At 55.9% G+C, this 24,475-nt stretch carries 16 protein-coding genes and 3 pseudogenes; 15 read left to right on the top strand and 4 right to left on the bottom strand.

The features are described 5' to 3' along the window. Positions 1-214: 214 nt before the first annotated feature. From N554_RS0111080 to N554_RS38170, 6 genes and pseudogenes are all read left to right on the top strand, one after another. Positions 215-1,498: a nucleotide sugar dehydrogenase gene (locus N554_RS0111080; RefSeq protein ID WP_371259475.1), complete on the top strand. Its 1,284-nt coding sequence runs from the start codon at positions 215-217 to the stop codon at positions 1,496-1,498. Between the two features lie 54 nt (positions 1,499-1,552). Next, positions 1,553-2,563: an NAD-dependent epimerase gene (locus N554_RS0111075; protein WP_029583532.1), complete on the top strand. Its 1,011-nt coding sequence runs from the start codon at positions 1,553-1,555 to the stop codon at positions 2,561-2,563. Positions 2,564-2,605: 42 nt separating this feature from the next. Further along, the gene (locus tag N554_RS0111070) at positions 2,606-3,160 is read left to right on the top strand and encodes a glycosyltransferase (RefSeq protein ID WP_029583531.1); all 555 of its coding nucleotides are present in this window, start codon (positions 2,606-2,608) and stop codon (positions 3,158-3,160) included. A 75-nt stretch (positions 3,161-3,235) separates the two neighbouring features. Beyond that, positions 3,236-4,516, top strand: coding sequence for a glycosyltransferase family 4 protein (locus N554_RS0111065; RefSeq protein ID WP_256378736.1), 1,281 nt, complete (start codon positions 3,236-3,238; stop codon positions 4,514-4,516). After that, positions 4,513-5,664 carry a glycosyltransferase gene (locus N554_RS37300; RefSeq protein ID WP_051677440.1) on the top strand — a complete coding sequence of 384 codons (1,152 nt, stop codon included), beginning with the start codon at positions 4,513-4,515 and terminating at the stop codon, positions 5,662-5,664. Before N554_RS0111065 ends, N554_RS37300 begins: the two co-directional genes overlap by 4 nt. Before the next feature lie 623 nt (positions 5,665-6,287). Then, positions 6,288-6,919: pseudogene (locus tag N554_RS38170) on the top strand (glycosyltransferase). Here the strand turns inward: N554_RS38170 and N554_RS0111055 are convergent. Beyond that, positions 6,916-8,244 (bottom strand): hypothetical protein, encoded by a 1,329-nt coding sequence (locus N554_RS0111055; protein WP_156041886.1) that lies wholly within the window; start codon positions 8,242-8,244, stop codon positions 6,916-6,918. The pseudogene N554_RS38170 and the gene N554_RS0111055 sit on opposite strands and share 4 nt — an antisense overlap. Positions 8,245-8,916: 672 nt before the next feature. Between N554_RS0111055 and asnB the strand changes: the two genes are divergently transcribed. Then, positions 8,917-10,887: an asparagine synthase (glutamine-hydrolyzing) gene (asnB, locus tag N554_RS0111040; protein WP_029583526.1), complete on the top strand. Its 1,971-nt coding sequence runs from the start codon at positions 8,917-8,919 to the stop codon at positions 10,885-10,887. 269 nt (positions 10,888-11,156) lie between these two features. Beyond that, positions 11,157-13,148, top strand: coding sequence for a hypothetical protein (locus tag N554_RS0111035; protein WP_156041885.1), 1,992 nt, complete (start codon positions 11,157-11,159; stop codon positions 13,146-13,148). Between the two features lie 87 nt (positions 13,149-13,235). On the opposite strand, the pseudogene N554_RS42945 reads toward N554_RS0111035, so the two are convergent. Together N554_RS42945 and N554_RS42940 are read right to left on the bottom strand one after the other, a co-directional pair. Next, positions 13,236-13,448 (bottom strand): annotated as a pseudogene (locus N554_RS42945) (asparagine synthetase B); the annotation flags it as partial. Continuing rightward, positions 13,348-13,725, bottom strand: a complete 378-nt coding sequence (locus N554_RS42940; protein WP_371259474.1) for a hypothetical protein — start codon at positions 13,723-13,725, stop codon at positions 13,348-13,350. The pseudogene N554_RS42945 and the gene N554_RS42940, both read right to left, overlap by 101 nt. Positions 13,726-14,146: 421 nt before the next feature. Between N554_RS42940 and N554_RS0111030 the strand changes: the two genes are divergently transcribed. From N554_RS0111030 to N554_RS0111000, 7 genes and pseudogenes are all read left to right on the top strand, one after another. Beyond that, on the top strand, positions 14,147-15,583 hold the full coding sequence (locus N554_RS0111030; RefSeq protein WP_029583524.1) for a glycosyltransferase: 1,437 nt from the start codon (positions 14,147-14,149) through the stop codon (positions 15,581-15,583). Between the two features lie 29 nt (positions 15,584-15,612). Next, on the top strand, positions 15,613-16,356 hold the full coding sequence (locus N554_RS0111025) for a class I SAM-dependent methyltransferase (protein ID WP_029583523.1): 744 nt from the start codon (positions 15,613-15,615) through the stop codon (positions 16,354-16,356). A gap of 25 nt (positions 16,357-16,381) precedes the next feature. Further along, positions 16,382-18,010 carry a hypothetical protein gene (locus tag N554_RS0111020; protein WP_029583522.1) on the top strand — a complete coding sequence of 543 codons (1,629 nt, stop codon included), beginning with the start codon at positions 16,382-16,384 and terminating at the stop codon, positions 18,008-18,010. Positions 18,011-18,212: 202 nt separating this feature from the next. Then, positions 18,213-18,963, top strand: a pseudogene (locus tag N554_RS35670) (nucleotide sugar dehydrogenase); the annotation flags it as partial. Positions 18,964-19,545: 582 nt separating this feature from the next. Further along, positions 19,546-21,024, top strand: coding sequence for a tetratricopeptide repeat protein (locus N554_RS0111010; protein ID WP_156041884.1), 1,479 nt, complete (start codon positions 19,546-19,548; stop codon positions 21,022-21,024). A gap of 141 nt (positions 21,025-21,165) precedes the next feature. Next, entirely contained in the window at positions 21,166-21,756 is a 591-nt protein-coding gene (locus tag N554_RS0111005) for a hypothetical protein (RefSeq protein WP_029583520.1), read from the top strand. Between the two features lie 274 nt (positions 21,757-22,030). Beyond that, positions 22,031-22,723, top strand: a complete 693-nt coding sequence (locus N554_RS0111000) for a hypothetical protein (protein WP_029583519.1) — start codon at positions 22,031-22,033, stop codon at positions 22,721-22,723. Positions 22,724-23,120: 397 nt separating this feature from the next. Here the strand turns inward: N554_RS0111000 and N554_RS0110995 are convergent, their stop codons facing one another. Further along, a complete protein-coding gene (locus N554_RS0110995; RefSeq protein WP_029583518.1) occupies positions 23,121-24,347 on the bottom strand; it encodes a phenylacetate--CoA ligase family protein in 1,227 nt (408 codons plus the stop codon). Positions 24,348-24,475: the final 128 nt, after the last annotated feature.

The following is a 24,475-nucleotide window of genomic DNA, read 5'->3' as shown; positions in this document are numbered from 1 at the left end:
ATCCATGGGACACAAGCCGAAACCGCATGAAGTTCGCGCCGCGCGAGAGGCCGGCGCCGTTGGTCTGCAGTCTGCGCAATCGGCTTCCAGATCGCCAATTCAAGGTGTCCGCCCTTGCAAATAAGCCCTCGAACTTTTAGGGGTAGGCGGCATCCGCTACAAGCCGATCCGGGGCCTCCCGCAGCAGTTTGTTGGTATTTGGTTGGAAATTTCTATGGCCTTGATGAGCGTTAATGACGTCAAAATAGCAATCGTTGGGCTTGGCTACGTCGGTTTGCCGCTCGCGGTCTATATGGCGCGGCACTTTCCTGTCCTCGGGTTTGATGTGGATGCGCAGCGGATATCGGAACTGCAGGCGGGTAAGGATCGCACCCGCGAGGTGACCGAGACGGAATTCGAGGATGCCAAAAATATCAGTTTCTCGGCGGATCCGGGCGCGCTCACGAAGTGCAACTTTTTTATCGTGACGGTACCAACGCCGATCAATCAAGCGCTTCAGCCGGACCTGAGTATGCTCGAGAAGGCGTCCGCGACGGTCGGCAAAGCGCTAAGCAAGGGCGATGTCGTTGTTTACGAATCGACGGTATACCCCGGCGTCACGGAAGACTGTTGCGTTCCGATCCTGTCGGCTGTTTCGGGGCTTGTCTTCAATACGGATTTTTTCGCGGGATATTCTCCCGAACGTATAAATCCCGGCGATCATGGCCATCGCTTGTCCGAAATTACCAAGGTTACGTCGGGCTCGACGCCCGAAGTTGCCGAACTCGTCAATCAGGTGTATTCCCGCATCGTCACCGCGGGAACCCACAAGGCGAGTTCAATCCGCGTTGCGGAGGCTTCAAAGGTCATCGAGAATATTCAGCGCGATGTCAATATCGCCCTCATCAACGAACTTGCGCAGCTGTTCAAGATGATGGGGCTTGAAACCCGCGAGATTCTCGCAGCGGCGGGGACAAAATGGAATTTCCATGGATACGTGCCCGGACTGGTCGGAGGGCACTGCATTGGCGTCGACCCCTATTATCTCACGCACAAAGCGCAATCGATCGGGTTCCATCCGGAAATGATTCTTGCGGGCCGCCGGATAAACGACGGCATGGCCCAGTGGGTCGCGCTCGACGTCATCAAATTGATGCTCCGTCATAAGCTGGAAATCGGACAGGCGCGTATACTTGTGATGGGGCTGACCTTCAAGGAAAACTGCCCCGACATCCGCAACAGCAAAGTGGTCGATCTGGTAAGGGAGCTTGGCTCGCTTGCCGGGGAGGTTATCGTTTACGATCCGCTCGCCAATTCTGCGGAAGTTCGCAGGGAATATGGCATTGAATCGATCGGGACAATTCCGGAAGGTGCCTTCGAATCCATTATCCTTGCTGTGCGCCACGATCAAATCACTCAGCTTGGCGTCGACCGCCTGCGCGGGATGCTGGTTCCGGGCGGCGTCCTCTACGATCTCAAGCAGGTGCTGCCGGTTGAGGCAAGCGACGCCCGGCTCTGAATTTTGAATGAGAGCATAGCCGGATCGGCGGCTCCCATCGGGAGAATTGATGGCATGAAGGTTCTCGTAACGGGCGTCGCGGGTTTCATTGGTTCGCAGACTGCAAGAACTTTGCTTGCCCGCGGAGATGACGTTATCGGCATCGACAACCTCAACAATTATTATGACGTCAATCTGAAGCTTGCCCGTTTGTCGCGGCTGCAGGGACACAATAATTTTCAGTTCGAGAAGGCCGATCTTGCCGGCCGCCATGAAATCGAGCGAGTGTTCGACGAACACAGACCTGAGCGCGTCATCAATCTGGCGGCGCAGGCGGGCGTGCGCTACGCGTTCGAGAATCCTCACTCCTATGTTGATTCAAATCTCGTTGGATTCCTGCACGTCCTGGAGGGATGCCGTCATCACGGGGTCGAACACCTGGTCTATGCTTCTTCCAGCTCGGTTTATGGAGCCAACACGCGGATGCCGTTCAGCATCCACGACAACGTCGATCATCCGTTGAACCTCTATGCTGCCAGCAAGAAGGCCAACGAGCTGATGGCTCATTCTTATTCCCACCTCTACAACCTGCCGGTAACCGGCCTACGCTTCTTCACCGTCTACGGGCCGTGGGGGCGGCCGGACATGTCGCTCTTTCTCTTTACAAGAAAGATCATCGCCGGAGAGCCGATCGATGTCTTCAATTTCGGGCAGCATGCGCGTGATTTTACTTTCATCGATGATATTGTTGAGGGCGTTGTAAGGACGCTGGACAAAGTCGCCACGCCGAACCCGGCCTGGAATGGCGCCGTGCCGGATACGGGAACATCGGCTGCGCCTTACCGCCTTTACAATATCGGGAACAACCAGCCGGTAGAACTGATGTATTTCATCGAATGCATTGAGAGGGCGGTGGGCAAGAAGGCGCTGAAGAACATGCTGCCTCTTCAGCCTGGAGACGTGCCGCGCACTTTTGCAGATGTAGACGCGCTTGTGGCTGATATCGGCTTTCAGCCGAAGACGTCGATTGAAGATGGCATTCAGCGCTTCGTTGACTGGTATAAGGATTTTTACTGCACCGCTTGAAACGTTTAGAAACTCTCCCGAAAAGGCTGCTGTTCAAACAAAATGGAATATGCCGTGACGCCAGCCTCATATATCGGGTCAGATCCCGCGAAGGGTACCGTTGCTGCACGGGGCCGGAAGCTGGTGTTCCTCGTGACGGAAGATTGGTACTTCGTTTCACATCGACTCGAACTCGCTATCGCCGCACGTCAGGCGGGATATGACGTGGTTGTGGCAACTCGTGTAGACAGGCACGGTCGGCGCATCACGGATGCTGGCCTCACGCTGTGCCCGGTCGCTTTCAACCGAGGCTGGATTAATCCTCTGGAAGAGTTTCGAACGCTTATCCGTCTTGCAAGCCAGCCCGAGATCGATGCATGGGTCGACGAGGGCGCCGTCGAATATTGTGGCAGGGAGACCGTGCAGCAGGCGGCCACGGGTTGGCTCGTCCCGGCGCAAGATGCGCAGGCTCTTGCGACCGCCTTGCAACAGGCGATCGAACAGCCCGAACTTCGGGAACAATACGGTGCTTCTGCGCGAGCACTGATTGCGGCAGATTTTTCAACGAGCCGCGTAGCAGGTGAAACGATCGCCGTGTACGACGAACTGATAGACTGACGTCGGTTCAAGCCGATGCAGGCGGCAGGTTGAACTCCGCGGCCAGGTTCGTTAAAGCGCGGATTGTTGATATTGGTGACGGCAGGAAACAGGGCGTCCCTGACGTTTGCAACAGCGAGGCTTCTGCCATTGAGCTCGATAAGAACTCGCGCCGTCCGTATCGCGGTTGTCGTTTCTTCGCTTGGCGGTGGCGGGGCCGAACGCGTGGTTGTCGACCTGTGCCGCTATCTGCGCGATAGCGGTCGAGACGTAACGCTCATAACATTGAGCGGTAACGACCCGGACGCTTATCCGGTTCCAGAGGGTATTCGGCGCGAGCGTGTGGAAATACGGCGTTTGGCTGGTTCGCTGCTGGACACCATTCGATTTTCGCTGAGCCACCTCGCGGCGATGCGGCGAAAAATCGTCTCGCTCAGTCCGGATGTCGTCGTGAGTTTCGTTGACCAAACCAATGTGCGCAGCATCCTGGCGTTGCTTGGAACCGGCATTCCGGTGATTGTCTCGGAGCGTGTTCACCCCGCCCACAATCCGATCTCACATGGGTGGAAAGTTGCGCGCCGCTTGACTTACCCCCTCGCCGATGTCGTTACCGTTCAAACCGAGGATGGTGCGAAATGGTTCCGGAGGTGTACCCGCGTGCGGCGTCTTGTGATAGTTGGGAACGCCGCACGTTCGCCGCAGGATCTTCGGGCCGGGGCCGCGGCGAGCGCGTTTGCGATTTCTCGACCGCTAATTCTTGCCATAGGACGGCTGACCAGACAGAAGGGTTTTGACCTTCTGCTCGATGCATTTCACCGTTCCGGCCTGATGAATGATGGATGGCATCTGGCGATCCTGGGAGAGGGAGCCGAGCGCGAAGCCTTGATGCAGCAGGCGTCCGCACTGGGGATCGCAGATGTGGTTACGCTCCCTGGGTACCTGAGCGACGTAGGACCATGGTTGAGGCAGGCTGACCTCTTCGTGTTGTCCTCCCGATATGAGGGTTTCCCCAACGTGCTGATGGAGGCAATGCAGCTGGGGCAAGCAAGCATCAGTTTCGATTGTCCCAGCGGCCCGAGCGAACTTATCGAAGACGGCCGCAACGGCTGCCTCGTTGCTCCGGGCAATGTCGGTGGACTAGGTGATGCAATGCGGCGTGTCGCTCTTGATGCCGACTTTCGACGCCGCCTCGCCGCCGAAGCACCAAAGGTAAGCGAGCGTTTTTCTCCCGCGGCGATCTACGCCCGCTGGCTTCGCCTGATCGACATGGTCGCCGTCGGCGAATTGAGAAATCAGGACATTGAGTATTTGCTCAAGCTTACGGATAACGTCATCGATGGGGCTCAGCCCAATCGGAGTAGTGGGACCGGGCAATGACACGCCAAGGCGCGCGTCGCATCCTTTTCACCGTTGGTTCGCTTACAGTCGGCGGAACCGAGAGCCAACTTGTCATGTTGGCGAGCGGGCTGATGGCCCGCGGCTGGACCGTCAGCGTGCTGGGTCTCGAGAAATCCGGACCGCTGATAGAGAAGCTCGAGCGCATGGGCGTGGCCGTGCTCGATGGCGGCTATCGTGCGGCAGCAGGTCTCTGGCTGAAAGTTCTGCTATTGGGTCTCTGCGAGATCCGGCTTTTCGGGTACGCACTTACGATCCGCCCGAATGTCATACACGGCTTTTTACCCCTTACCAATTTCATGAGTGCGCTTGCAGGACGAATGGCGTTTGTTCCGCTGATCATCACCTCGAGGCGCGGGCTCGGCAAGCATCAGGACCGCCATCCCAATCTTAAATGGCTGGATTGGATTGCCAACGCCTTGTCGCATGTGGTTACGGCGAACTCGCAGGCGGTGGCGCGCGATACCCAGGCGCGCGACGGATATGACATTTCGCGCATTGTCGTTATTCCCAACGGCCTCGATTTCGCACATCTCGACGATGCGCGTCATCGCCGCAATGAGACGCGAAACGCCTTAGGGCTGGCGCGGACCGACATCGCGATTGCGATGGTGGCCAACCTCATACCGTACAAAGGTCATGCCGAATTGATCGAAGCATTTGCTGGCAATGCGGCCGGCGATCCCCGCCTCAAATTGTTCCTGATCGGGGAAGATCGAGGCCTCGCCGAGGACCTGATGAGCAACGCGCGTAGGCTCGGCGTGGCGAGTAGAATAGGCCTGATGGGCCAAAGGAGTGACGTGCCCGTCCTGTTGTCGGCAATGGATGTCGGTGTCCTGGCCTCGCATGAGGAGGGTTTTTCAAACGCTCTGCTTGAGAAGCTGGCCGCGGGACTGCCAGTTGTCGCCACCAATGTCGGCGGCAACTCGGAAGCTCTCAAAGGCATGCCGAATTGCTTCCTTGTTGAGCCACAGGATCCGGTCGACCTGGCGCGAGGATTGGCGGAAGCAATCGGCAGGCTCGGCGAGGATGATCAAAACGGGAAGATTCGACAAAGCCGCATTCGCGAGCGCTACTCGGTCGATGCCATGGTAGACGCTTACGAGCGCCTTTACTTGCGTGCTCAGTAGTTCGCGTCGCCTTGACACCTTCTCCGCTGCTATCACGTTTTCTGGCACTGCAGCCGCCAAGACGAACGTGCGTGGTATTGTCATTGGTGGCAACACCGTCCGAACGGTGATCTGCCGACTGGCTACGCGACGGCAGAACAGATGATGTGCTTGCCTAATAGCACTATGGGCAGCCGAACGCATTCGGTGCCAACCAGCATTCCAAGGTCTCGGTGAATTCGCTGATCGCAACGCTGCAGTTGCCGCTGGTTACACGACCGGCCAAGTGTATGGCAACGTCGGTGCAGCCACGCAGCTACCTGGCGATGGTTTAAGCGCGTGGATTATCGCTAGCTCGCCTAAGTTGATTCTACTTTGGATTGCGTGTAGCTTTTCCTGGGCTTGTTTATCTGGCAACGCATAACCTTGGTCATTTCATCCCTTGGCGGGGGTGGCGCTGAACGCGTATTGCAGAGCTTTGTCAGATGCGGGCCGGGATGTAGCCGTGCTGACGCTGAGCGGGGACGATCCACATGCTTATGACCTGCCGCGGGTCGTTTATTCACAATTCCAAATGCGATTCGGGCTCGTGCGTTTGCCGGATGCTCGGCACCTGATCGTGCCAGAGCGCAGATCATTTTGGGATCGGAAGGCTCGCCCGACAAAAGGGGTTCGATCTTCTCCTGCGCGCTTTTGCAAAGTCCGGGCTGTATCATGATGGGTGGCGCGTTGTCATCCTAGGTGAAGGCGAGGAGCGCTCTTGCGCCTGTCCGGCGAGCTTGGAATATCCGGGCATGTCGAGATGCCGGGGCACATGACGGACGTTTCCGAGCGGATATCGAAATCAGATATTTTTGCACTGCCCTCTCGTTATGAAGGTTTTCCGAACGCCCTCATCGAAGCGATGCAACTAGAAACGGCGTGCGTCAGCTTCGATTGCCCTAGCGGCCCAAGGGTCTTGATTGACGATGGCTGCAATGGCGTTTTGGTCCCTGCTGAAGATGTCGCCGCCTTGTCCGAAGGTCTGCGGAAGCTCGCTAAAGACAAGGTGTTGCGGGATCGCCTAGCTCGGGAGGCGGCTAAGGTCTCCGCTCGCTTTTCAACAAATCAACGGACTTTGGATGCGGGTCGTGGATTCCGCTCGCTAGTTTTTCCTGCGAGCGGGTCTGTGCCGGAAGCCCCTCTACCACACACAACCCCACAGCGACAATTGGATACAGCGGTCACGGCTGGCTCGGTCATTTCAATGGACGGCTCTTGCCCGACCATTAGTTAGTGAGGGCGTGGCGCCTTAAGGTTGGCCATCAGATGTGATCCTAATGCAATGAACAGCGCCAACGCGAAGATATACACGACGTGTTTGAGATAGACGATCTCGATAAAGAGGTCGTTTCGGTGAAAATAGAACCCGACCCAAACCGCAATTGCGGCGATGCCGGCACGAACCGCGCCCTTTGTTGCGTTGAACAGCATTGTCAACATGCACAGTATCGTTGCGTAGCCAAGGGCGAATGCGCTCACCATCGCCAAGCCTCCGGCAGCGTAAGCCTGTGCCCAAGGGCTGTTTGCCATTTGGAAGCGGACATCAGGAAACAACACGGGCTGCGCTCTGGAATTGAACGTCGTGACCGAACTGCTGTCTATTCCGAACAAACTAGCGCCCAACGGAAGCCCGGCCAAAATCTGGCCTTTTAGATAATCGGAGCCAGTTCGAAAATCTTTTCTGATCACCTCGTTAAGCATGGACTGTATAACGAAGGGTTCGGATTGGGACACAAACGCGGAAACGTAAAATCTCAGCCGGGTCAGATTCATCGCGGTTCCGCTAAGATACTCTTTCGTTGTCAGGCGGGTTGGTGATGCGCCTTCACAATACCCGGCAGTTGCATATTTTATCGGGACGATCAGATGCTTCACAACGAACAGGGACGCCCCGGCGAGTACCGTTGCAAGAATGAACAATGAGGCGGCTTTTCTTCCTTGGAAAAGCCGGTCACCGGAAAGCATGACGATGGCCATGAATGTAATCGCCGTCGATAGCCTGAATCCGGCATACATATCGGCAACGAGAAAGGTGCAGCCAACCAGCGTTAAAACTCTTTGACGTAAGGCATACGCGGTAGCGACTAGAAATGGCGCCGACATAGAGGCGTAGCCGTACCAAGCGTCAATCCTCTCAAGCGTGATCGATTTGTCGAGGCATAAAAAATAAGTCCCAGTGTGATTCATAGATGCGGCCGTTGCCAGGGCGGCGAAGCTAAACAAGACGGCAGGAATTCTTGCCTGAAAGTTCACTTCCCATCCAACCGGCTGGGCGATTCGGTCGATGACAGCGGCTCCGGCAACCAGCGCCGCAAGCACGATAGACATGACGCTATAAGTGTCGGGGACGAAGGGCGCGGAAAACTCACCCAGTCCTTCACCATATGAGAACTGAGCGACGCCGAAAAAACCCGGAATGAAATAGATCAGCGACGATCCGAAGGCGACAGAGAGCGGATCAAGTTTCCGCCGCCACGCAAAAAACGCTGCCGCAAAAAACGAAGTCAGAATGAATACTGTTTGTGTCGTCAGCGGCGGTAAGTCTGACATTCCGTCCACGGGGTATCGCCTCCGTTTTTGGAGCGCGAGTGCCCCGGTGGTTGCGACCTACCACACAACCCCACCTGGAACAGCCCCCGACCATCCCCGTCCACCGGAGTCAGCGTTATTGATTACCGGCAACAGACCTTTGAAGAGATTGTTTTGGACGCGGCAAACCGCGGGTTGAGGCAATCGAAAATGCCGAAAATCACGTATGCGGAGGGGATTCCTTGCAAACTTGATTTGATATTCTCTTGCGGCGATGCTTTGACGGCTTCCGTCAAATCCTCATCGCTCTCACTGCAGAGCTTCAATGCGTCCCAGTCTGAAATCGGAGTTCTTGGCGGACGACTACGAAATGTGCGGCATATTCGAGCCAGCCGGATTCTCGTTGACGTAGAATCGGTTGTACGCTGGAATGCAGTGCGTCTTGCTATCAAACAACTGGCGCGGGAATTTAGGTATCTCAGCTAGGATGATATGCTGGTTAATAGCTTCCGTGTCTTGCTAAGGCCGAGGGCTTAGAAGAGACATGATCAAGAACCTGATCGGGGCGCCATCGCTTTCGTTGCGTTCAGCCGGGTTTCAATTCATTCACTGGTCTTTTCTCGTGCTCGGCGCCATCTTGATATGGTATGTGGCCGCCGGTAGTAGTTGGGTCGTACTCAATCGAGTGGAAGATAGAGCTACATGTGCGGAATCGTTGGCTTTCTCGGCAGCGCCGGATCGGCAGGGCAGGATGGCCTGGTCGTGCGGCGAATGGCTGACCTGATCAGGCATCGGGGGCCCGACGATGACGGTGTATGGGGAGACGCTGAGGCCGGCATTGCGCTGGCACAGCGCCGTTTGGCCATTGTCGATTTGTCTCCCGCGGGGCATCAGCCGATGCTCTCGTCGTGCAACCGTTACGTTCTCGTGTTCAATGGCGAAATCTATAACTACGATCATATTCGTCGTAAGCTTGATGCCGAAGCGTTGCACCCGTGGCGTGGTCATTCCGATACCGAGGTCCTTCTTGAAGCGATTGCGCGCTGGGGGCTAAAGCACGCCCTAAAGATTTGTGTGGGCATGTTCGCCCTGGCCCTTTGGGACCGTCGCGAACGCACACTGGTACTTGCTCGCGACCGGCTCGGTGAAAAGCCGCTCTATTATGGCCGTATCGGCAGGAGCTTTGCTTTTGCCTCCGAACTAAAGGCTTTCCGAGGGCATCCCGCCTGGAATCCTGAGGTTGATCGGAATGCTGCGGCGCTGTTGATGCGCCACAATTACGTGCCGGCGCCGTATTCAATTTACAAGGGCTTTCACAAGCTGCGGCCAGGTCATTTCCTGGTAATTGCCGATGGAGATCGCGAACCGCGCATAGAGGCCTATTGGAGTCCACGGGATGCGGCAGAGAGAGGTCGCGCTCACTCCTTCGAGGGCAGTCGTGACGAGGCTGTAAATACGCTTGAGTCTCTGCTGAAACAATCGATCAGGGGGCAAATGATGGCGGATGTGCCGCTCGGCGCGTTCCTCTCGGGCGGCATCGATTCCTCGGCGGTCGTCGCGATCATGCAGTCGATAAGTACCCAACCGATCCGCACCTTTACCATTGGCTTTCAACAGGCCGATTACAATGAAGCCAAGCAAGCCAAGGAGGTTGCGCGGCATTTGAACACCGACCATACCGAACTCTACGTTTCCGAGCGGGATGCGATGGATGTCATCCCCAATCTTCCGGAGATTTACTGCGAACCATTCTCGGATTCATCGCAAATCCCAACCTATCTGGTTTCGAAGCTGGCGCGGGGGAGCGTCACTGTTTCCCTGTCAGGCGATGGTGGGGATGAATTGTTTTCGGGCTATACACGCTATGGACTTGCTGACGACTTCTGGAAGAAGCTCGCGCGCGTTCCACGGTCGCTGCGCCGCGCTACGGCGGGCCTCGCAACATTTCCCTCACCGGCATTCTATGATCGGCTGGCCAGTCCGCTGATGGCTCTGATGCCGGAACATCGCCGCCACGCAAGGGTGGGCGATAAGGTTCACAAGGCCGCCGCGTTGTTGTCGATGCAGACTGCCGAGGATGTTTACCGCCATCTCTGCTCGCACTGGACCAATCCCGCCGATATCGTTGTTGGAGGTCGCGAATTGCCGACGATGTTGACCGGGTTAGATGCGTTGCCAAGTCTGTCCGGTAATGTCGAGCGGATGATGTATGTTGATCTGATGAGCTATCTGCCCGACGACATTCTTGTAAAGGTGGACCGGGCAGCGATGGCCGTAAGCCTTGAGACGCGTGTGCCTATGCTGGATCATCGCATCGTCGAGTTTGCGATGTCGCTGCCACTGGCAATGCTACGCGCTGAGAACAAGACCAAATGGCCTCTGAGGCAGCTACTTTACAAACATGTTCCCAAGGAACTCGTTGAGCGCCCCAAGATGGGTTTTGGCGTGCCGATTGACAGCTGGCTGCGTGGAGCTCTGCGTGATTGGGCGGAGGATCTGTTGAGCGAGACGCGGCTGAAGGCGGATGATTTCTTCGATCCCGCGCCAATTCGGCTTGCTTGGCAGGAGCATCTGTCGGGAAGGCGAAACCACCAGTATCTGCTTTGGGACGTCCTGATGTTCCAGGCGTGGCGCGTGGCGCAAAAGGGCTATCAGCCGGCTTTGGCGGCATGACGGATAGGTGACAATACTAATGTGCCAACGTTTCGCTTGCTCTCACATCGCGGATAGGGTTCTTTGATGCACAATTCAGGGTTGAACCCCGATTCGCCTGAGTTGATGTCACCAAGACTCGGGCGCTTTTGGGTTGGGTGCCGCGCAAAAGTGTTAGTGAAGGTCTGTTTCCTTTCGTCGGTCATCTCGCAGCTCAAGCCGGGTGTTCGCTATTTCGCGGGAGCATCCCCGTCACTAAAAAGCTTGCCTTCATTGCACGAATAGGCCCTATGACAATTTCCACCGTTTTGAGAATGCCGTTTTACTTGTTGCGGGCCTCGATGTGGGTCGGCCTCGCAGCTGCGCTGACCTACGTGGTCGCCACTATTGCGGCTCTCGTCAACGGTTTCGTGCTTCCTACGGCGGCTATTTTTCACTGGGGGGATTGGCTTCGCGCCCTAGGCGAGCATGACCACTACGCGGCGCATTTCTTGCTCGTGCTGACAAGCCTGTGTGCTGCCGCATCCTGGCTGGCAGCGATGGCCGGATATCGCTCGTACGAGCCGGACCTGCATTCTCTGAACAAATTTCTGAGAGTTTGGGGCTTGCCTCTCACGCTCTGTTTATTCGTCTTCTCGCTGAGCGGGACGTGGGCAGGGTTGGCGCGGCCTGGTGACTTCAACAGCGGGAGCATCGGAGGCCTGATTCCGTTTTCGGACGCAAATGACTACTTCGCGGGCGCGCACGATCAGGCCAGGGACGGTTTCTGGAACGCTATCTCCCTGCGAAGACCTTTCGCTGCTGCTTTCAGATCTGTGCTGATGGCGGCGGCCGCGTTTTCCTATGCGCAGATGCTGTTGATCCAGGTGGTTTTGTGCTCCGTCTCGGTGTGGATGGCGGCACGATCCATTCTGGGCTGGCACGGCCCGCTAGCTTGTATTGCTTTTGTTGCGCTCTCCTTGATGATCTGCCACTCTTTTTTTGCAACAACTCTTACTGAACCTCTTGGACTTGTCTGGAGCTTCCTCTCAGTTGCCTGCTTTGTGGAGGCATTGGGTCGACGGTCATTGGAATTCGCACTGTTGGGTATGGCGTTTACGTTCATGGCGCTCATGACGCGAATGGGCGCTATGTTTCTCTTGCCCGCTGTGATGTTGTGGATAGCATGCTGTTTTGGCGAAAGCTGGCGAAAGAAGATCTACATAGCAGCAGCTATGATCGGAATCATTACTGCAGGCTTGGCAACCAATTTCACTTTGCAAAAAATCTACGGAACGGGCGCCGATCTTTCGGGCAGCAATTTTGCATTTTCTCTCTGCGGACTTTCGATTGGACGGGACTGGACAGCGTGTCCCATTCGATATCCGGATGAGATGAAACGGTTAAAGCGCGACGAGAAAACTTACACCGATTTCCTGTATTCCAAAGCAGTTGATAATATTGTAAGCGACCCTGCCACAATTGTTCGCCGACTCGCCGCTGGCGCGGAAGCTTTTGCCAGAGCGGTTCTTCCGACAATTATGAACGGTTACCTGCATGCCCCCGCTCCGAGGTGGCTGCCCACTGCAGTGTTCCTCTGGGTTTCAGTGATCGGTTTGATCATCTTGGCATTGTGCCGGCCTGCTGTCATGGAGACTTTCTTCTGGGTTTCTTCCGCGCTAGCAATCTTGATTTCGTCAGGGTTCGTGTATTTCGATGACGGAATGCGAGTGATGTCAGGAAGCTATCCCTTGATAGCAGCGCTCGCAGTCTCGGGCCTTTTTGCAGGGAACAATAAGCCCGCCAATGAAATAGCTCCGGCGTGGCAATGGTGGGGAGGCCTCGCCACTGCGTTAATCCTTTTCTTGTCAGTTCCATGGCTGGCCCACCACAATGCGCCGCCCGCTGTGTTGGCGAAGCCTGTTCCTAACCAGCAGCAAGTTTTTGGGGGCAGGAGGATGTCTGGCTTCCTTGTCGTCGCTGATGGTCAACCACTAAGAAGGGACGTGCCCAGCCTGCATTTGACCGACTTTGCGAAGTTGATCACACTTAGCAATGTGGAAATTTATCAGCCCCTTCTCAAAGAGCGATCTCCAGAATTACCGTTCGGCTTTATAGTGGCGCCAAGAATGGAAGCTGGATTGCCGAGCAATAATCAATTCATCGTTCCTGCCAAAGTACTGTTGGATAAAGACGTTGAGGCTTGGAAATTTACGACCGCGGATTGGTCGAGGATTGAAGGTAACAGCATATACTGGGTCCTCGTGACTGAGGCACAGCCTGTAAGTCTTCCTGCAAAATAAGATACCCTGCCGATTTCGTTGACCAACGCGTGACAGTACTTCGGATGAATCTGAAGCCGGGCGCGTCCAATTGACCTGTTGTGATTTTTACCATTGGGACGTTACGCCTTGATAGATCGTATGCGGAGCAGGGATGTAATTATGCCGCATGTAAGAGGCTACGGCCTCCGGCTTTATGCGAGGCGTCCAGCCGGGATATTCACGCAGCGCTTTGAGTTCTGATGCGAATATGAAGGCACCGTCGAGTTTCGCCCAGTACACCGGCTTGATTCCGAGCCGGTCGCGAACTAATGTCAGCGTGCGGTCTTTGCGGGTCCCAGATCGCGATAGCGAACATCCCGATCAACCGACGCACGGTTGCACTGATGCCGTGTCGTGCAACCGATTCAAGGATGACTTCTGTGTCGGAGTGGCCTCGAAAGTTTTGACCGGCGGCTTCCAGTTCTTTCCGGATCTCGATGTGACTATAGACTTCGCCGTTGTAACTGATGACAAACCGTCCATCGGCCGAGTGCATGGGCTGATGCCCGGCAGGTGATAAATCCACGATCGCGAGGCGACGGTGCACGAACGCCACACCGGCGGCATTGTCGAGCCGACATCGTGGCCGTCCGGCCCGCGATGCTTGAGGCTTCGATCCATCGCCTCGGCGATACCGGCAAGATGGTCCGATGATGCTTGACAATTCGAATTGATGATGATGCCGGCTATGCCACACATATTCTAGCCAGTCATTCGAAAGTATAATGTAGGAGCAGCATTGTCCGCTGTTCCGAAGGCGTCATCGTAGGCGATTTTGTCAGTTTCACGGTCTCAACAATACACCGTGCAGTCGCAGGACAAAGAGATACACCGACACATAAGGCATTTATCGACTAGAAAATACCTTCTTGGCAAGGTCGCGTGACCAGAGCATAAGACGAAAGCGGAGCTGTTTCTGGCTAAAAACTCGTGGCGCTGCGCCTCTCAGCGCAGATTTTGAAAGTATTCACTAGGCTATGACCGTCGCAAGTTCACCTCGCAAAGTAGCAATCTTAAATCATTCCGAGGCCTATGCGGGCGCTCGTCCTGTTTGGCGGAAAAAGGCCGAGTTTTTTCACCGCGAGGATGAGAATTATCTGCGCTTTTTGATTCCAAAAGGAATGCGCGTTCTGGAAATCGGATGCGGTACCGGAGATACGCTTGCCGGCCTGAAGCCTTCGTTCGGAGTGGGTGTCGATTTCAGTCCGGCGATGGTTGACCAAGCACGCAAGCTCCATCCCGGTCTGACATTTTTGGTTGGCGATGCCGAAGATCCGGAGATGATTGCGTCTCTTCCGGGCCCGTTCGATTTTGTTGTTGTACTGGATACGATCGGATCGCTCGACGACTGTCAGGCGTTCTTTGAGCAGCTGCATCCGCTGTGTTCACGCGAGACGCGGCTGGTCGTGGGCTATTTTTCGCATCTGTGGATGCCAATGCTAAAGCTGTCTGAGTTTGTCGGGTGGCGTATGCCCCATCCGCCACAAAATGTCTTGTCACCGTCCGACATTAGGGCGTTAGCCAATCTAGCCAGCTTTGACGCCGTCAAAACTGAACAGCGGATGATCGTCCCAGTGCCCCTGTTTGGGATCGGACGTCTCATAAACCGCTTCATCAGCATTCTTCCGGGGTTTCGGTGGTTCGCGTTGCGTCACTACGTGGTATGTCGTTCGCTGCTAAATTCTGACGATATGTTGCGCTCTGCAACCGTTGTTATTCCGGCCCGCAACGAGCGCGGTAATATCGAGGCCGCCATCCAACGTATCCCGCAATTTTGCGAGGACATCGAGATCATCTTCATCGAAGGTCACAGCAAGGACGGCACCTTCGAGGAAATGGAGAGGGTTAGGGCTGCTTATCCGGATAAAGACATCAAGACCATGGTTCAACCAGGCAAAGGTAAGGCCGACGCGGTGTTCACCGCCTATGATGTTGCGCGCGGGGATGTCTTAATGATCCTAGACGCCGATCTTACGATGCCGCCCGAGCAGCTTCCGAAATTTTGGAACGCGATTCAGTCCGGCAAGGGCGAATTCATCAACGGATCTCGCCTTATTTATCCACTCGCAGATGACGCTATGCGTTTCTTGAACCTGATCGCCAACAAAATTTTCTCGTATTTGTTCTCGTGGCTGCTCAACCAGCGTTATACCGATACGCTGTGTGGAACCAAAGTGATGCGACGAGCCGATTATTACCGCTTGCGCGAAGGCAAGGCTTATTTCGGCGATTTCGACCCTTTCGGCGACTTCGACTTGATTTTTGGTGCGTCGAAACTAAACCTCAAGTCGGTCGATCTGCCGATCCGGTATGCCGCGAGATCTTATGGCGAAACGCAAATCTCGCGCTTCCGCCACGGTGTTATGCTCCTGAAGATGGTAGTGTTTGCCTTTTTCAAGATCAAGGCGATCTAAACGTTCACCGAAATGCGTGCGGTTGATAGATGTCCACCACCCTCTCGTGTGATCCTCATGCTTCCTATCGCAGTGTATGGTCCAAAAAGCCAATGCTCCGGAGGGTTTACGAGGACTATTACCGCAGGATTGCCGCAGCCTGCGTGGCCGGAGAAACCATTGAGATCGGCAGTGGAATTGGTCAGCTCAAGAGCTTTATTCCCACGGCGATATCTTCGGACATTCAGCATTCCCCCATGATCGACGTGGTCGCGGATGCGCAAAACTTGCCATTTCGATCTGGCGCCATCAGCAACATAGTCATGCTCGACGTGCTGCATCATATTGAATTTCCCCTTCTGTTCTTCCGGGAGGCTGAGCGTGTTTTGCGCGGTGGCGGCCGTTGCGTGATGATTGAGCCAGCGATTACTTTTGGAAGCACTTTGTTCTACCGGCTGATTCATCCCGAGCCGGTACGAATGAAGGCGACGCCGTTTGCCGAAGGTTTGCCGAACCCTACGCGCGATCCCTACGACTCCAATCAAGCGATACCGACGCTGCTTGCGACGCGCGACCGTCTGCGATTCGAGAGAACTTTTCCAAACCTCGAATTTGTCGACGTTTCCTGGTTTTCTTTTTGGGTCTATCCGCTATCCGGCGGATTTAAGCGCTGGACACTGATGCCGGAGTTTCTGGGGCGGCGATTGCTGGTCCTGGAGAAAGGTATCGAGTCCGCGCTCGGTCGCATTTTCGGATTTCGAACCATGATCGTACTACAAAAAAGAGCTGACTAACAAATATAGCAAGCTGTTTCGAAGCATGGATCTATTCCGCTCCAATTTGTTGATTGTTTCCCAGAAATTTCTCGATATCAGGCCGGGCATGCAACGAATTACACTTTTAGTGCTACCACTTTTGTATCTCTTCTCTGCGCTATGGTTTTCGGCTCACAACGCCCCGTGGGGCCGTAACGTCGATCCCGAATATGCTTACGCAATGAACAGCCTCACATGGGCTGCCGGCGGAGCCTTTCACAAAGCTGACCACCCGGGCACTACAACGTTACTGCTTGGAGGCCTTGTTATCAAAGCGCTCGCACCTCGCGAGTCCGTCTTGGAGTACGGCGCTAAAAATTTGGAGCATATCATTTACCTAGCCAGAACGGTTGAGATTTCCTTCTTGACCTTTGTGTTGGTTATTGGTGGAGCGATCGTGATGAGGTGTTCGCGCCTATCTCTCGCGCTCATCTTTCAAACTACTCCATTTATTAACTTCGAATTGTTTAGACACTCGACCTTGCTTGAGCCGGAAGGTTTTCTCATCCCGTTCACGATGTTGGGCACCGCTATAGTGCTGAGCGCCGCTCTCGCTAAGCGCCCAACGGTCCGATCTGGCGTCGCTCTCGGCGTAACCTTCGCGCTGGCCATCTCTTCCAAAGTTCTTGCGGCACCTCTGGCTTTGATCGGATTTCCTCCCTTCTTAAAATCGCCATTAGCGTTGCTGGCATGCATCCTGGCCACGGCACTGTCCTTCTGGGGATTCAACAAGATATTCAATCCACCTGTCTTTGCTGATGGTGTGACCTGGCTGCTGTTTCTACTCAACCACAAAGGTCGGTATGGCAGTGGTGAACCCGGATTTATCGACTGGCCCTCAGTTATTCCCAATATTCTTTTAATCATTGAGGCGGCGCCTCAAATTTTTGCCGTGTTCGTGCTTGGGGTTTTCATTTCCGCATACCGCATGATCACGCGTCGGGACTACTTTGATCGCGTAAGCCTGACCTTGATCGCGTTTTCTGCCTCGATGGCCGTCCTGATGGCCGCAACGGCAAAGCATTTCGGCGCACATTATATGATCGCAAGTTGGTCAACATTTACTGGTGCGACTGCGCTTCTGATAATTGAGATCGAACGAATCTCGCCTTCGCTGGGGCGATGCGCAACCATTGGCGCTGCCGCGGTGTGTTTGGCAAGCGTCGCGATGACGGCGATAGAAATAAAGAACGACATACCTCAGCAGGAATCAAGAAATGCAGCAGGTGCAGACATCAGCAGATTGATTGCCGAGCGAGCGCCATATTGCGCAAAGGTCTCCGGAATGTTCTTGCAGGACCCTGACAACGCGGTTGGTTTTGGTGTCCAAAACGCTTTAGCTACGGCTTGGGAGTTTAAGGCATTTGTGGACGCGTACAAACGGGTTTTTCCCGAGCCTATGTTTGAACAAGGATACTACGTTCCCGGACTGCACAAATATTTCCGGCCATATTCTTACAGAACCCTCTCCCAAGAATATCCCTGTATCGTCGTCCGCAATCTTGTTCCTTTGACACCGCAGCAAGAACCAGAATTGTTCGCTCTGCAACCCGAGATTTGCAAGATTGGGGAGCAGAACGTTTACGCTGTTGGGATATCATGCGCCACGATAGTGGGGACGATCTCGCGATAATCCGCGACGCAAAAAGCGGCGGCACGAGAGAAGATCATTTAATCCGCATGAGCGCCCGGATCGTTACCTACCACAATCTGAAGGTTTATCGAGTATTGTTATGAATTTGCGTGTAGGAAATGCGGGTTTCGCTATTGCTGGGGGGTGTCACTGCGGCTAAACAGACGCCTGAAAAAACACGCTGCAGGGGGACATCTTATAAGTGGCACACGGGCGTAGGATAGCGGTTATAGGCTTGGGATATGTGGGATTGCCCGTGGCAGTATCATTTGCCCGAGCGTGCGTTCCAGTTGTTGGGTTCGACGTGGATGCGACGCGGACTTCCGAGTTGAACGCGGGTCATGACCGCACCCGGGAGGTCGAGAAAGGCGATCTTCGGCACGCGTCGCTATCCTTTTCTGCCGACGTAACGGCGATCCAAAGGTCGAATTTCTATATCGTCACTGTCCCAACCCCCATCGACGACGCGCATCGGCCGGATCTCGGTGCAATGATTGCGGCATCACGATCGGTCGGAAGCGCGCTCAAGAAAGATGATATCGTCGTCTATGAATCGACAGTCTATCCGGGCGCGGTCGAAGAAGAATGCATCCCAGTACTCGAACAAGTATCCGCATTGAAGGCAGGTTCGGATTTCAATGTCGGATATTCGTATCAATCCCGGCGACAAGCAGCACCGGTTCGAGACAATTATGAAGGTCGTGTCAGCACAGGACGCGAAGACGCTCGACATCATTGCTGACGTCTACGGATCTGTCGTGACGGCCGGTATCCATCGCGCGCCTTCCATTAAGGTAGCCGAAGCGGCCAAGGTCATCGAAAATACACAACGCGATCTCAATATCGCGTTCATGAACGAACTATCGCTGATCTTCAAAGCCCTCGATATCGATACCGGCGATGTCCTTGCGGCGGCCCGGACAAAATGGAATTTCATGCCGTCTCAGCCGGGAAGCAGCTCCATTGCGGCGAGCGTCTTCGTTCGCAATATCTGTTGTTAGTACTTTCGGGCATGGCGCAATGCCCGCCGCGGACGTGGATGCTTGGGGCCGGAGAACGACTCTCTTTAGCGTCTGTGCTGCCCTAGCCTGCCGTTCGATGCCATCCGCCGGCCGCGGGATACGCCGATCTGGAAGCTTGAGGCCTCGCTCAAATGCCGGTCATGCCGGAAGGGTCGTTAGGCACCGCCGGTGCACATGATCAAGCTGACCGAGACGCGCGAGATCAAGCCTTACTAGTGGGTGCATCACGGCTTGTCGGAAGAGGTCGGAGCTGCCGGGGGCAAGGTCATCGATGAACGCGAGGGACGTGAAATTACCCGCGCCGCTTGTTTTTGCTCCACTTTCTTGTCTAACGCGCCCGCGTTTCACGATCGAAACCGATAGAACAAAATGGGATTTGTCTAACGGTTTTGCAGCTCTGAGGGTTAAGCCCTCTCGCTCTTCCTGCGTTCCGACATCCAAAATCCGGGCACAAAAAAAGAGGTGGCGCGCCCTACACGCGAAAGGCTAAAGCATTGGTTGTGGGGCGACTACGTGACTGGAATTGCAGAGGCTATAAGCGCGCATCAAGCCGGCGATCTCAGCCGCGCCGAGCGGATCTATCGCAAGCTCATCGACGAGAAGCGTGATCTGTTTCACGCAAAGCACCTGCTCGGCGTGCTGCGCTTCCAATGTGGCCACCTTCAAGATGCCGGTCGGCTGATCCGTCAAGCGCTGGCGATCAATTCAAGGGACGACGCCGCGCACTACCATCACGGAATGGTGCTTAGCGCGCTTGATCTGGATCAGGATGCTGTTGCCAGCTTCGACAGAGCCATCGCGATCAACCCGAGCAACGCAGGCGCTCACAACAATCGCGGCGTCGCGCTTCATGTCATGAAGCAGTACGATGAGGCCATCGCAAGTTTCGATCGAGCCCTCGCGCTGCAAGCGAACTTCGCCGAGGCGCACCACAATCGCGGCAACGCGGTCGATGCGCTGGTCGTACTCGGCAACGAACTGTTCGAACAGAACCGCGATGACGAAGCACTGGCCTGCTACGACAAGGCTATCGCCGCCAAGCCGGATTACGCCGAGGCCCACTTCAACAAGGGGCTCCTCAAGCTGTCCCTTGGCGAGCATGACGAAGGCTGGCGCCTGTATGAGTGGCGCTGGAAAATGCGATCGTTTGCGCCGTTCATCAGGGACTATCAGCCGCTTTGGCAGGGCGACGCCGACCTGTCGGGCAAGACGATCCTGATCGACGCCGACCAGGGCATGGGCGACGCCATCCAGTTCTGTCGGTACCTGGCGCTGCTCAGGGCGAGGAGCTGCCGCGTGATCTTCGAAGTGCACAAGCCGCTCGTGCCGCTATTCCATAATCACGACATCGAGGTGATCGCGCGAGGCGACGCTCCGCTGCCTGCCCATGCGCTGCCGCCGTTCGATTTTTATTGTCCCCTTGCCAGCCTGCCGCGTGCGTTCGGGACGACGCTCGACACGATCCCGTCATCGACCCCGTATCTCACAGCCCCTCAAGACAAGATCGCCGCTTGGGGCGAGCTATTGGGAGAAAAGACAAAGCCGCGCATCGGTGTGGCATGGTCGGGCAATCCGGAGCTGCAGCACGATCTTCGCCGCACCATACGTCTCGAAACGCTGCTGCCGATCCTGGGCGACACGGTCGAATGGTTTTCTCTGCAGAAGGAGGTTCGCGACCATGATCGCGAGACATTGGCAAGAACGCCTGCGCTGCGCGATGCCTCCAACCGGTTGAACGACTTCTCCGATACGGCGGCGCTGATCGCGCACATGGACGTAGTGATCTCGGTGGACACTTCGGTCGCGCATCTGACGGGCGCGCTCGGCAAGCCGCTATGGCTGCTGCTGCCATTCCATCCTGACTTTAGATGGCTGCGCGAGCGAGCGGACAGCCCGTGGTACCCGACCGCGACGCTGTTTCGGCAGACGCGAGACGGCGAATGGTCCGATGTACTGGCGCGCGTGTCATCGGCCAAACCCAGCATCAGATGACGCGAATCACCTCCATCAGCGGCAATGTAAGGCTGAAGTTTGACGGAGAAACGTTTGTGCACGCTATCCATGGGGGAAAGCAAATGCTGAGCTTTCCTGGCGCGCTCCCGCTTTTATCCTGACAGAGACCATAGATGATCATTGATCGATCGCGATCATGATTCGGTCCAGCAGGAAAATCCAATGCAGTCTCAAACAGCTCTTCCCAGTCAGAGCTATGTATGGGGAGTATTAGCGCCGCGGTTCGAAGCCGACTTGGCAGAGCAAAAAGCCAAGGTTTTGGGCCTTTGCGGGCTCTATGATGCGTTCGGCCCTCCCGGTGACGGCTTCACCGGGGAGCATGAAGCCGACGAAACCATTGTCGAACTTGCCGGCGAGCTGCTGCGTACGGTTGCTCTAGAAATGGAGGAACGGATTGCCAGAAGCCGAACCACCGGCCGACGTGTCGGCCGCCCGCGCGACGTCATGAGCCGTTATTTGGGACCAGCATTGCTGACGTTGTTCCTGCGCTATCATCATTCGGCCGGCCGCCATTCGGTTCTGACTTCAATCGACGGCAAGCTTGCCCAAATGGAAGCCGGACCGTTCTTTGAGTTTGTGAAAATCGCCATTGACCCTTTGAACCAGTTCCTTGTGAGCGAGTTGCACCGTCATCCGCTCTCAGCCGCGCGGTTAGCTCGCTATGCACTGGATCAGCGCCGCCGCAATTTACGAAGGGCTAGGCGCCATTGAATAGCCGCCGCAAAAAGGATCGTTTCCGCCATTGGTTCTGACGGGGCCGAACAATTTCCGCCATAAGAAAATGAATTTCCACCATAACATTCGAAACCGCGAAACAATTTCCGCCATAACAAATCGATTTCCGCCATGACGGCTCGGATGCGGATCTAAGTTTCGTTCTCCAAATGTGATATCCGCCATAGGAAATGGCATGACGCTAACGCTCATTGGATTCTAACTGGTCACGCGTAAGCGCGATGGCGCGCTCGAACCAGGATGTGGGGCTATGTCTAAGGCAAGCAAGAAACGCAACGCGCTGAAACACGGTGCAAATGCAAAGGAGGTCATGCTCTGGAGCGAGAGATACGAAGATTACGAGTCGCTCCGCGCCGGACTTAATCAGGAATGGACCCCCAACGGCAGCACGGAAGAATACCAGGTCCAGACACTCCTGGACCTGCTTTGGCGTAGACAACGCTTGGATCGCTATGGGCAGATCACCACACAAAAACGGCTGGACAAAATCCGCGATGAAAACCAAACGAGCCGGCACATAGAAAACCTTGGCACGAACGCTGCCGAGTTCAATGAGGCCGACAGCGTGGAGAAAGTTGAGGCACTTCTCTCACTGTTGGCCCCGCTCTACAGTTACACCATTCGCTCACGCTGGCCGTTTAAGGCAGGCGAGGACCCGGCAGCATGGGGTCCCAGGATCGGAAAAGGTTTGGCGTCGTGGGCACCCCCAACACGCCATGAAGGAGCTGATGAATTTGTAGAGGTTATCGATCTGGAGACGTTCGACGAACAGCTGGCCCGCATCGAGCGGTTGGACGCGATGATCGACCGCACCATCAAGCGCCTGGTGCAAATCAAGACGATGAAACAGATGTACAGCCGGCTCGAACCGAAGCTGATAAACGGCTCTGCTACAACGGATCACCCAGCAAAGGAATCAATTGAAGACCATTCAACTCACTGAAATGCCACTGGTTTGGATGACGCACTGGATCAGCACCGACCCGACAACCTACAGGCAGCCAAACCACCGCCAATAAGAAAAAAATTTCCGCCATAGGCATCGTCGACCCGATCGATTTTCGCCATAAGAATTGTGATTTACGCCATATCAACAGTCGTGAAGGGCGGGGTACATCATAAAAGTTTAATAGATGCATTTACACGACATGGTTGTAATTGTTGCAAATCGACTTTGCTTGAAATGTCTCAGCAAAGGCTGAGGCGTATCATCAAGCAGGCGCTGGGACAGCCGTGAACCGCTCCTGATCTGGCGAAAGGGGCTCTGTCCCACCCCTGTCTCAGCTGTTTTGGAGCAAATGGCGCAGTTTCGATCCAGTGATACGGAGGCTTTGACAGAGCTAACCGCGCTCGTCCGCAATAACCTTGCCGTCGTTCGGCAAAGACTGAGGCGCTACCCAAGTCACCGTTCCGGTCAGTTTGGTAACGCTCCGCAGCGTCGCGGTGACAGCTTCCCGAAGCGCCTCGTCCGGAGTTGCAGCTTCCGCCTTCAGCATCATCACATCGCTCTCGCCCGCGCGCGTGACGACAAGCCGCAGCCGCCCCAGTTCGGGATGACGCTTGCCGATCTCCGCGATCTGCTCGGGCCGCACGAACATGCCCTTGACCTTGGTGGTCTGGTCGGCGCGGCCCATCCAGCCCTTGATGCGCATGTTGCTGCGTCCGCATGGACTCCGGCCGGGCAGGGCGGCGGTGAGGTCCCCGAGCGCAAGGCGAATCCAGGGGTGATCAGGGTCAAGTGAGGTGACGACGATCTCGCCGACGTCGCCCTCGGCTACAGGATCGCCGGTGCCGGGCCGTACGATTTCCAGGATCAGGCGCTCGTTGACGACCATTCCTTCGCGGGCCTGCGTTTCGAAGGCGACCAGGCCGAGATCGGCCGTGCCGAACGCCTGATAGGCTTCGACCCCGCGCGACTTGATCTCCTCCTGCAGCGACTTTGGAAACGCCGCGCCTGATACCAGCGCGCGCTTGATCGAGGAGATATCGCGCCCGGCGCCGGCGGCGGCGTCCAGCAGGATTTTGAGAAAATCGGGGGTGCCGCTATAGCCGACCGGGCGATAGGCCTCGATCAGCTCGAATTGCGCTTCGGGATTGCCGGGACCGGCCGGAATAACCGCGCAGCCCAGCGCCCGCGCCGAGGCATCGAAGATGAAGCCGCCGGGCGTCAGGTGGTAGCTGAAGGTGTTCAACACCACATCGCCCGGCCGGAAGCCAGCGGCGAACAGCGCCCGGGCGCCGCGCCAGGGGTCGGCATGGATAGGCTCGGGCTCGAAGATTGGGCCGGGCGAGGTAAACAGCCTCCCAAACGAGCCTGGAAGGCCCGAGACGAGGCCACCGAACGGCGGCGCCGCCTTTTGAAGGGCAGGGAGCTCGGATTTGCGCAGCACCGGCAGCCGCGCCAGCGCCGCCCGGCTCGTGATGTCAGAGGGATCGATGCCTTTAAGACGTTGGGCATAGCCGGGTGCCGCCATCGCCCTGCGCAGCACGTCCGGCAGCCCTGAGAACAGCTCCGCCTCGCGTTCGGCGGGGGCGCGCGTTTCAAGGGCGTCGTAGTGCTCGGTCATCTCTTGGCCATTCCGGGGCGCGAGTGAAACGAGCGAACCTGGAATCCATAACCACGATCGGGGGCATGGATTCCGGACCTGCGCCAGCCAAGTCGGCTGTTGCCGACTTGGCTAATGATATTGCCGAA

Origin of the sequence: Bradyrhizobium sp. URHD0069, assembly GCF_000701345.1 — a bacterium.
Taxonomy (GTDB): Bacteria; Pseudomonadota; Alphaproteobacteria; order Rhizobiales; family Xanthobacteraceae; genus Bradyrhizobium.
Note: the sequence above shows the minus strand (reverse complement) of the source record. Positions and strands in the feature narration are given on the sequence as shown.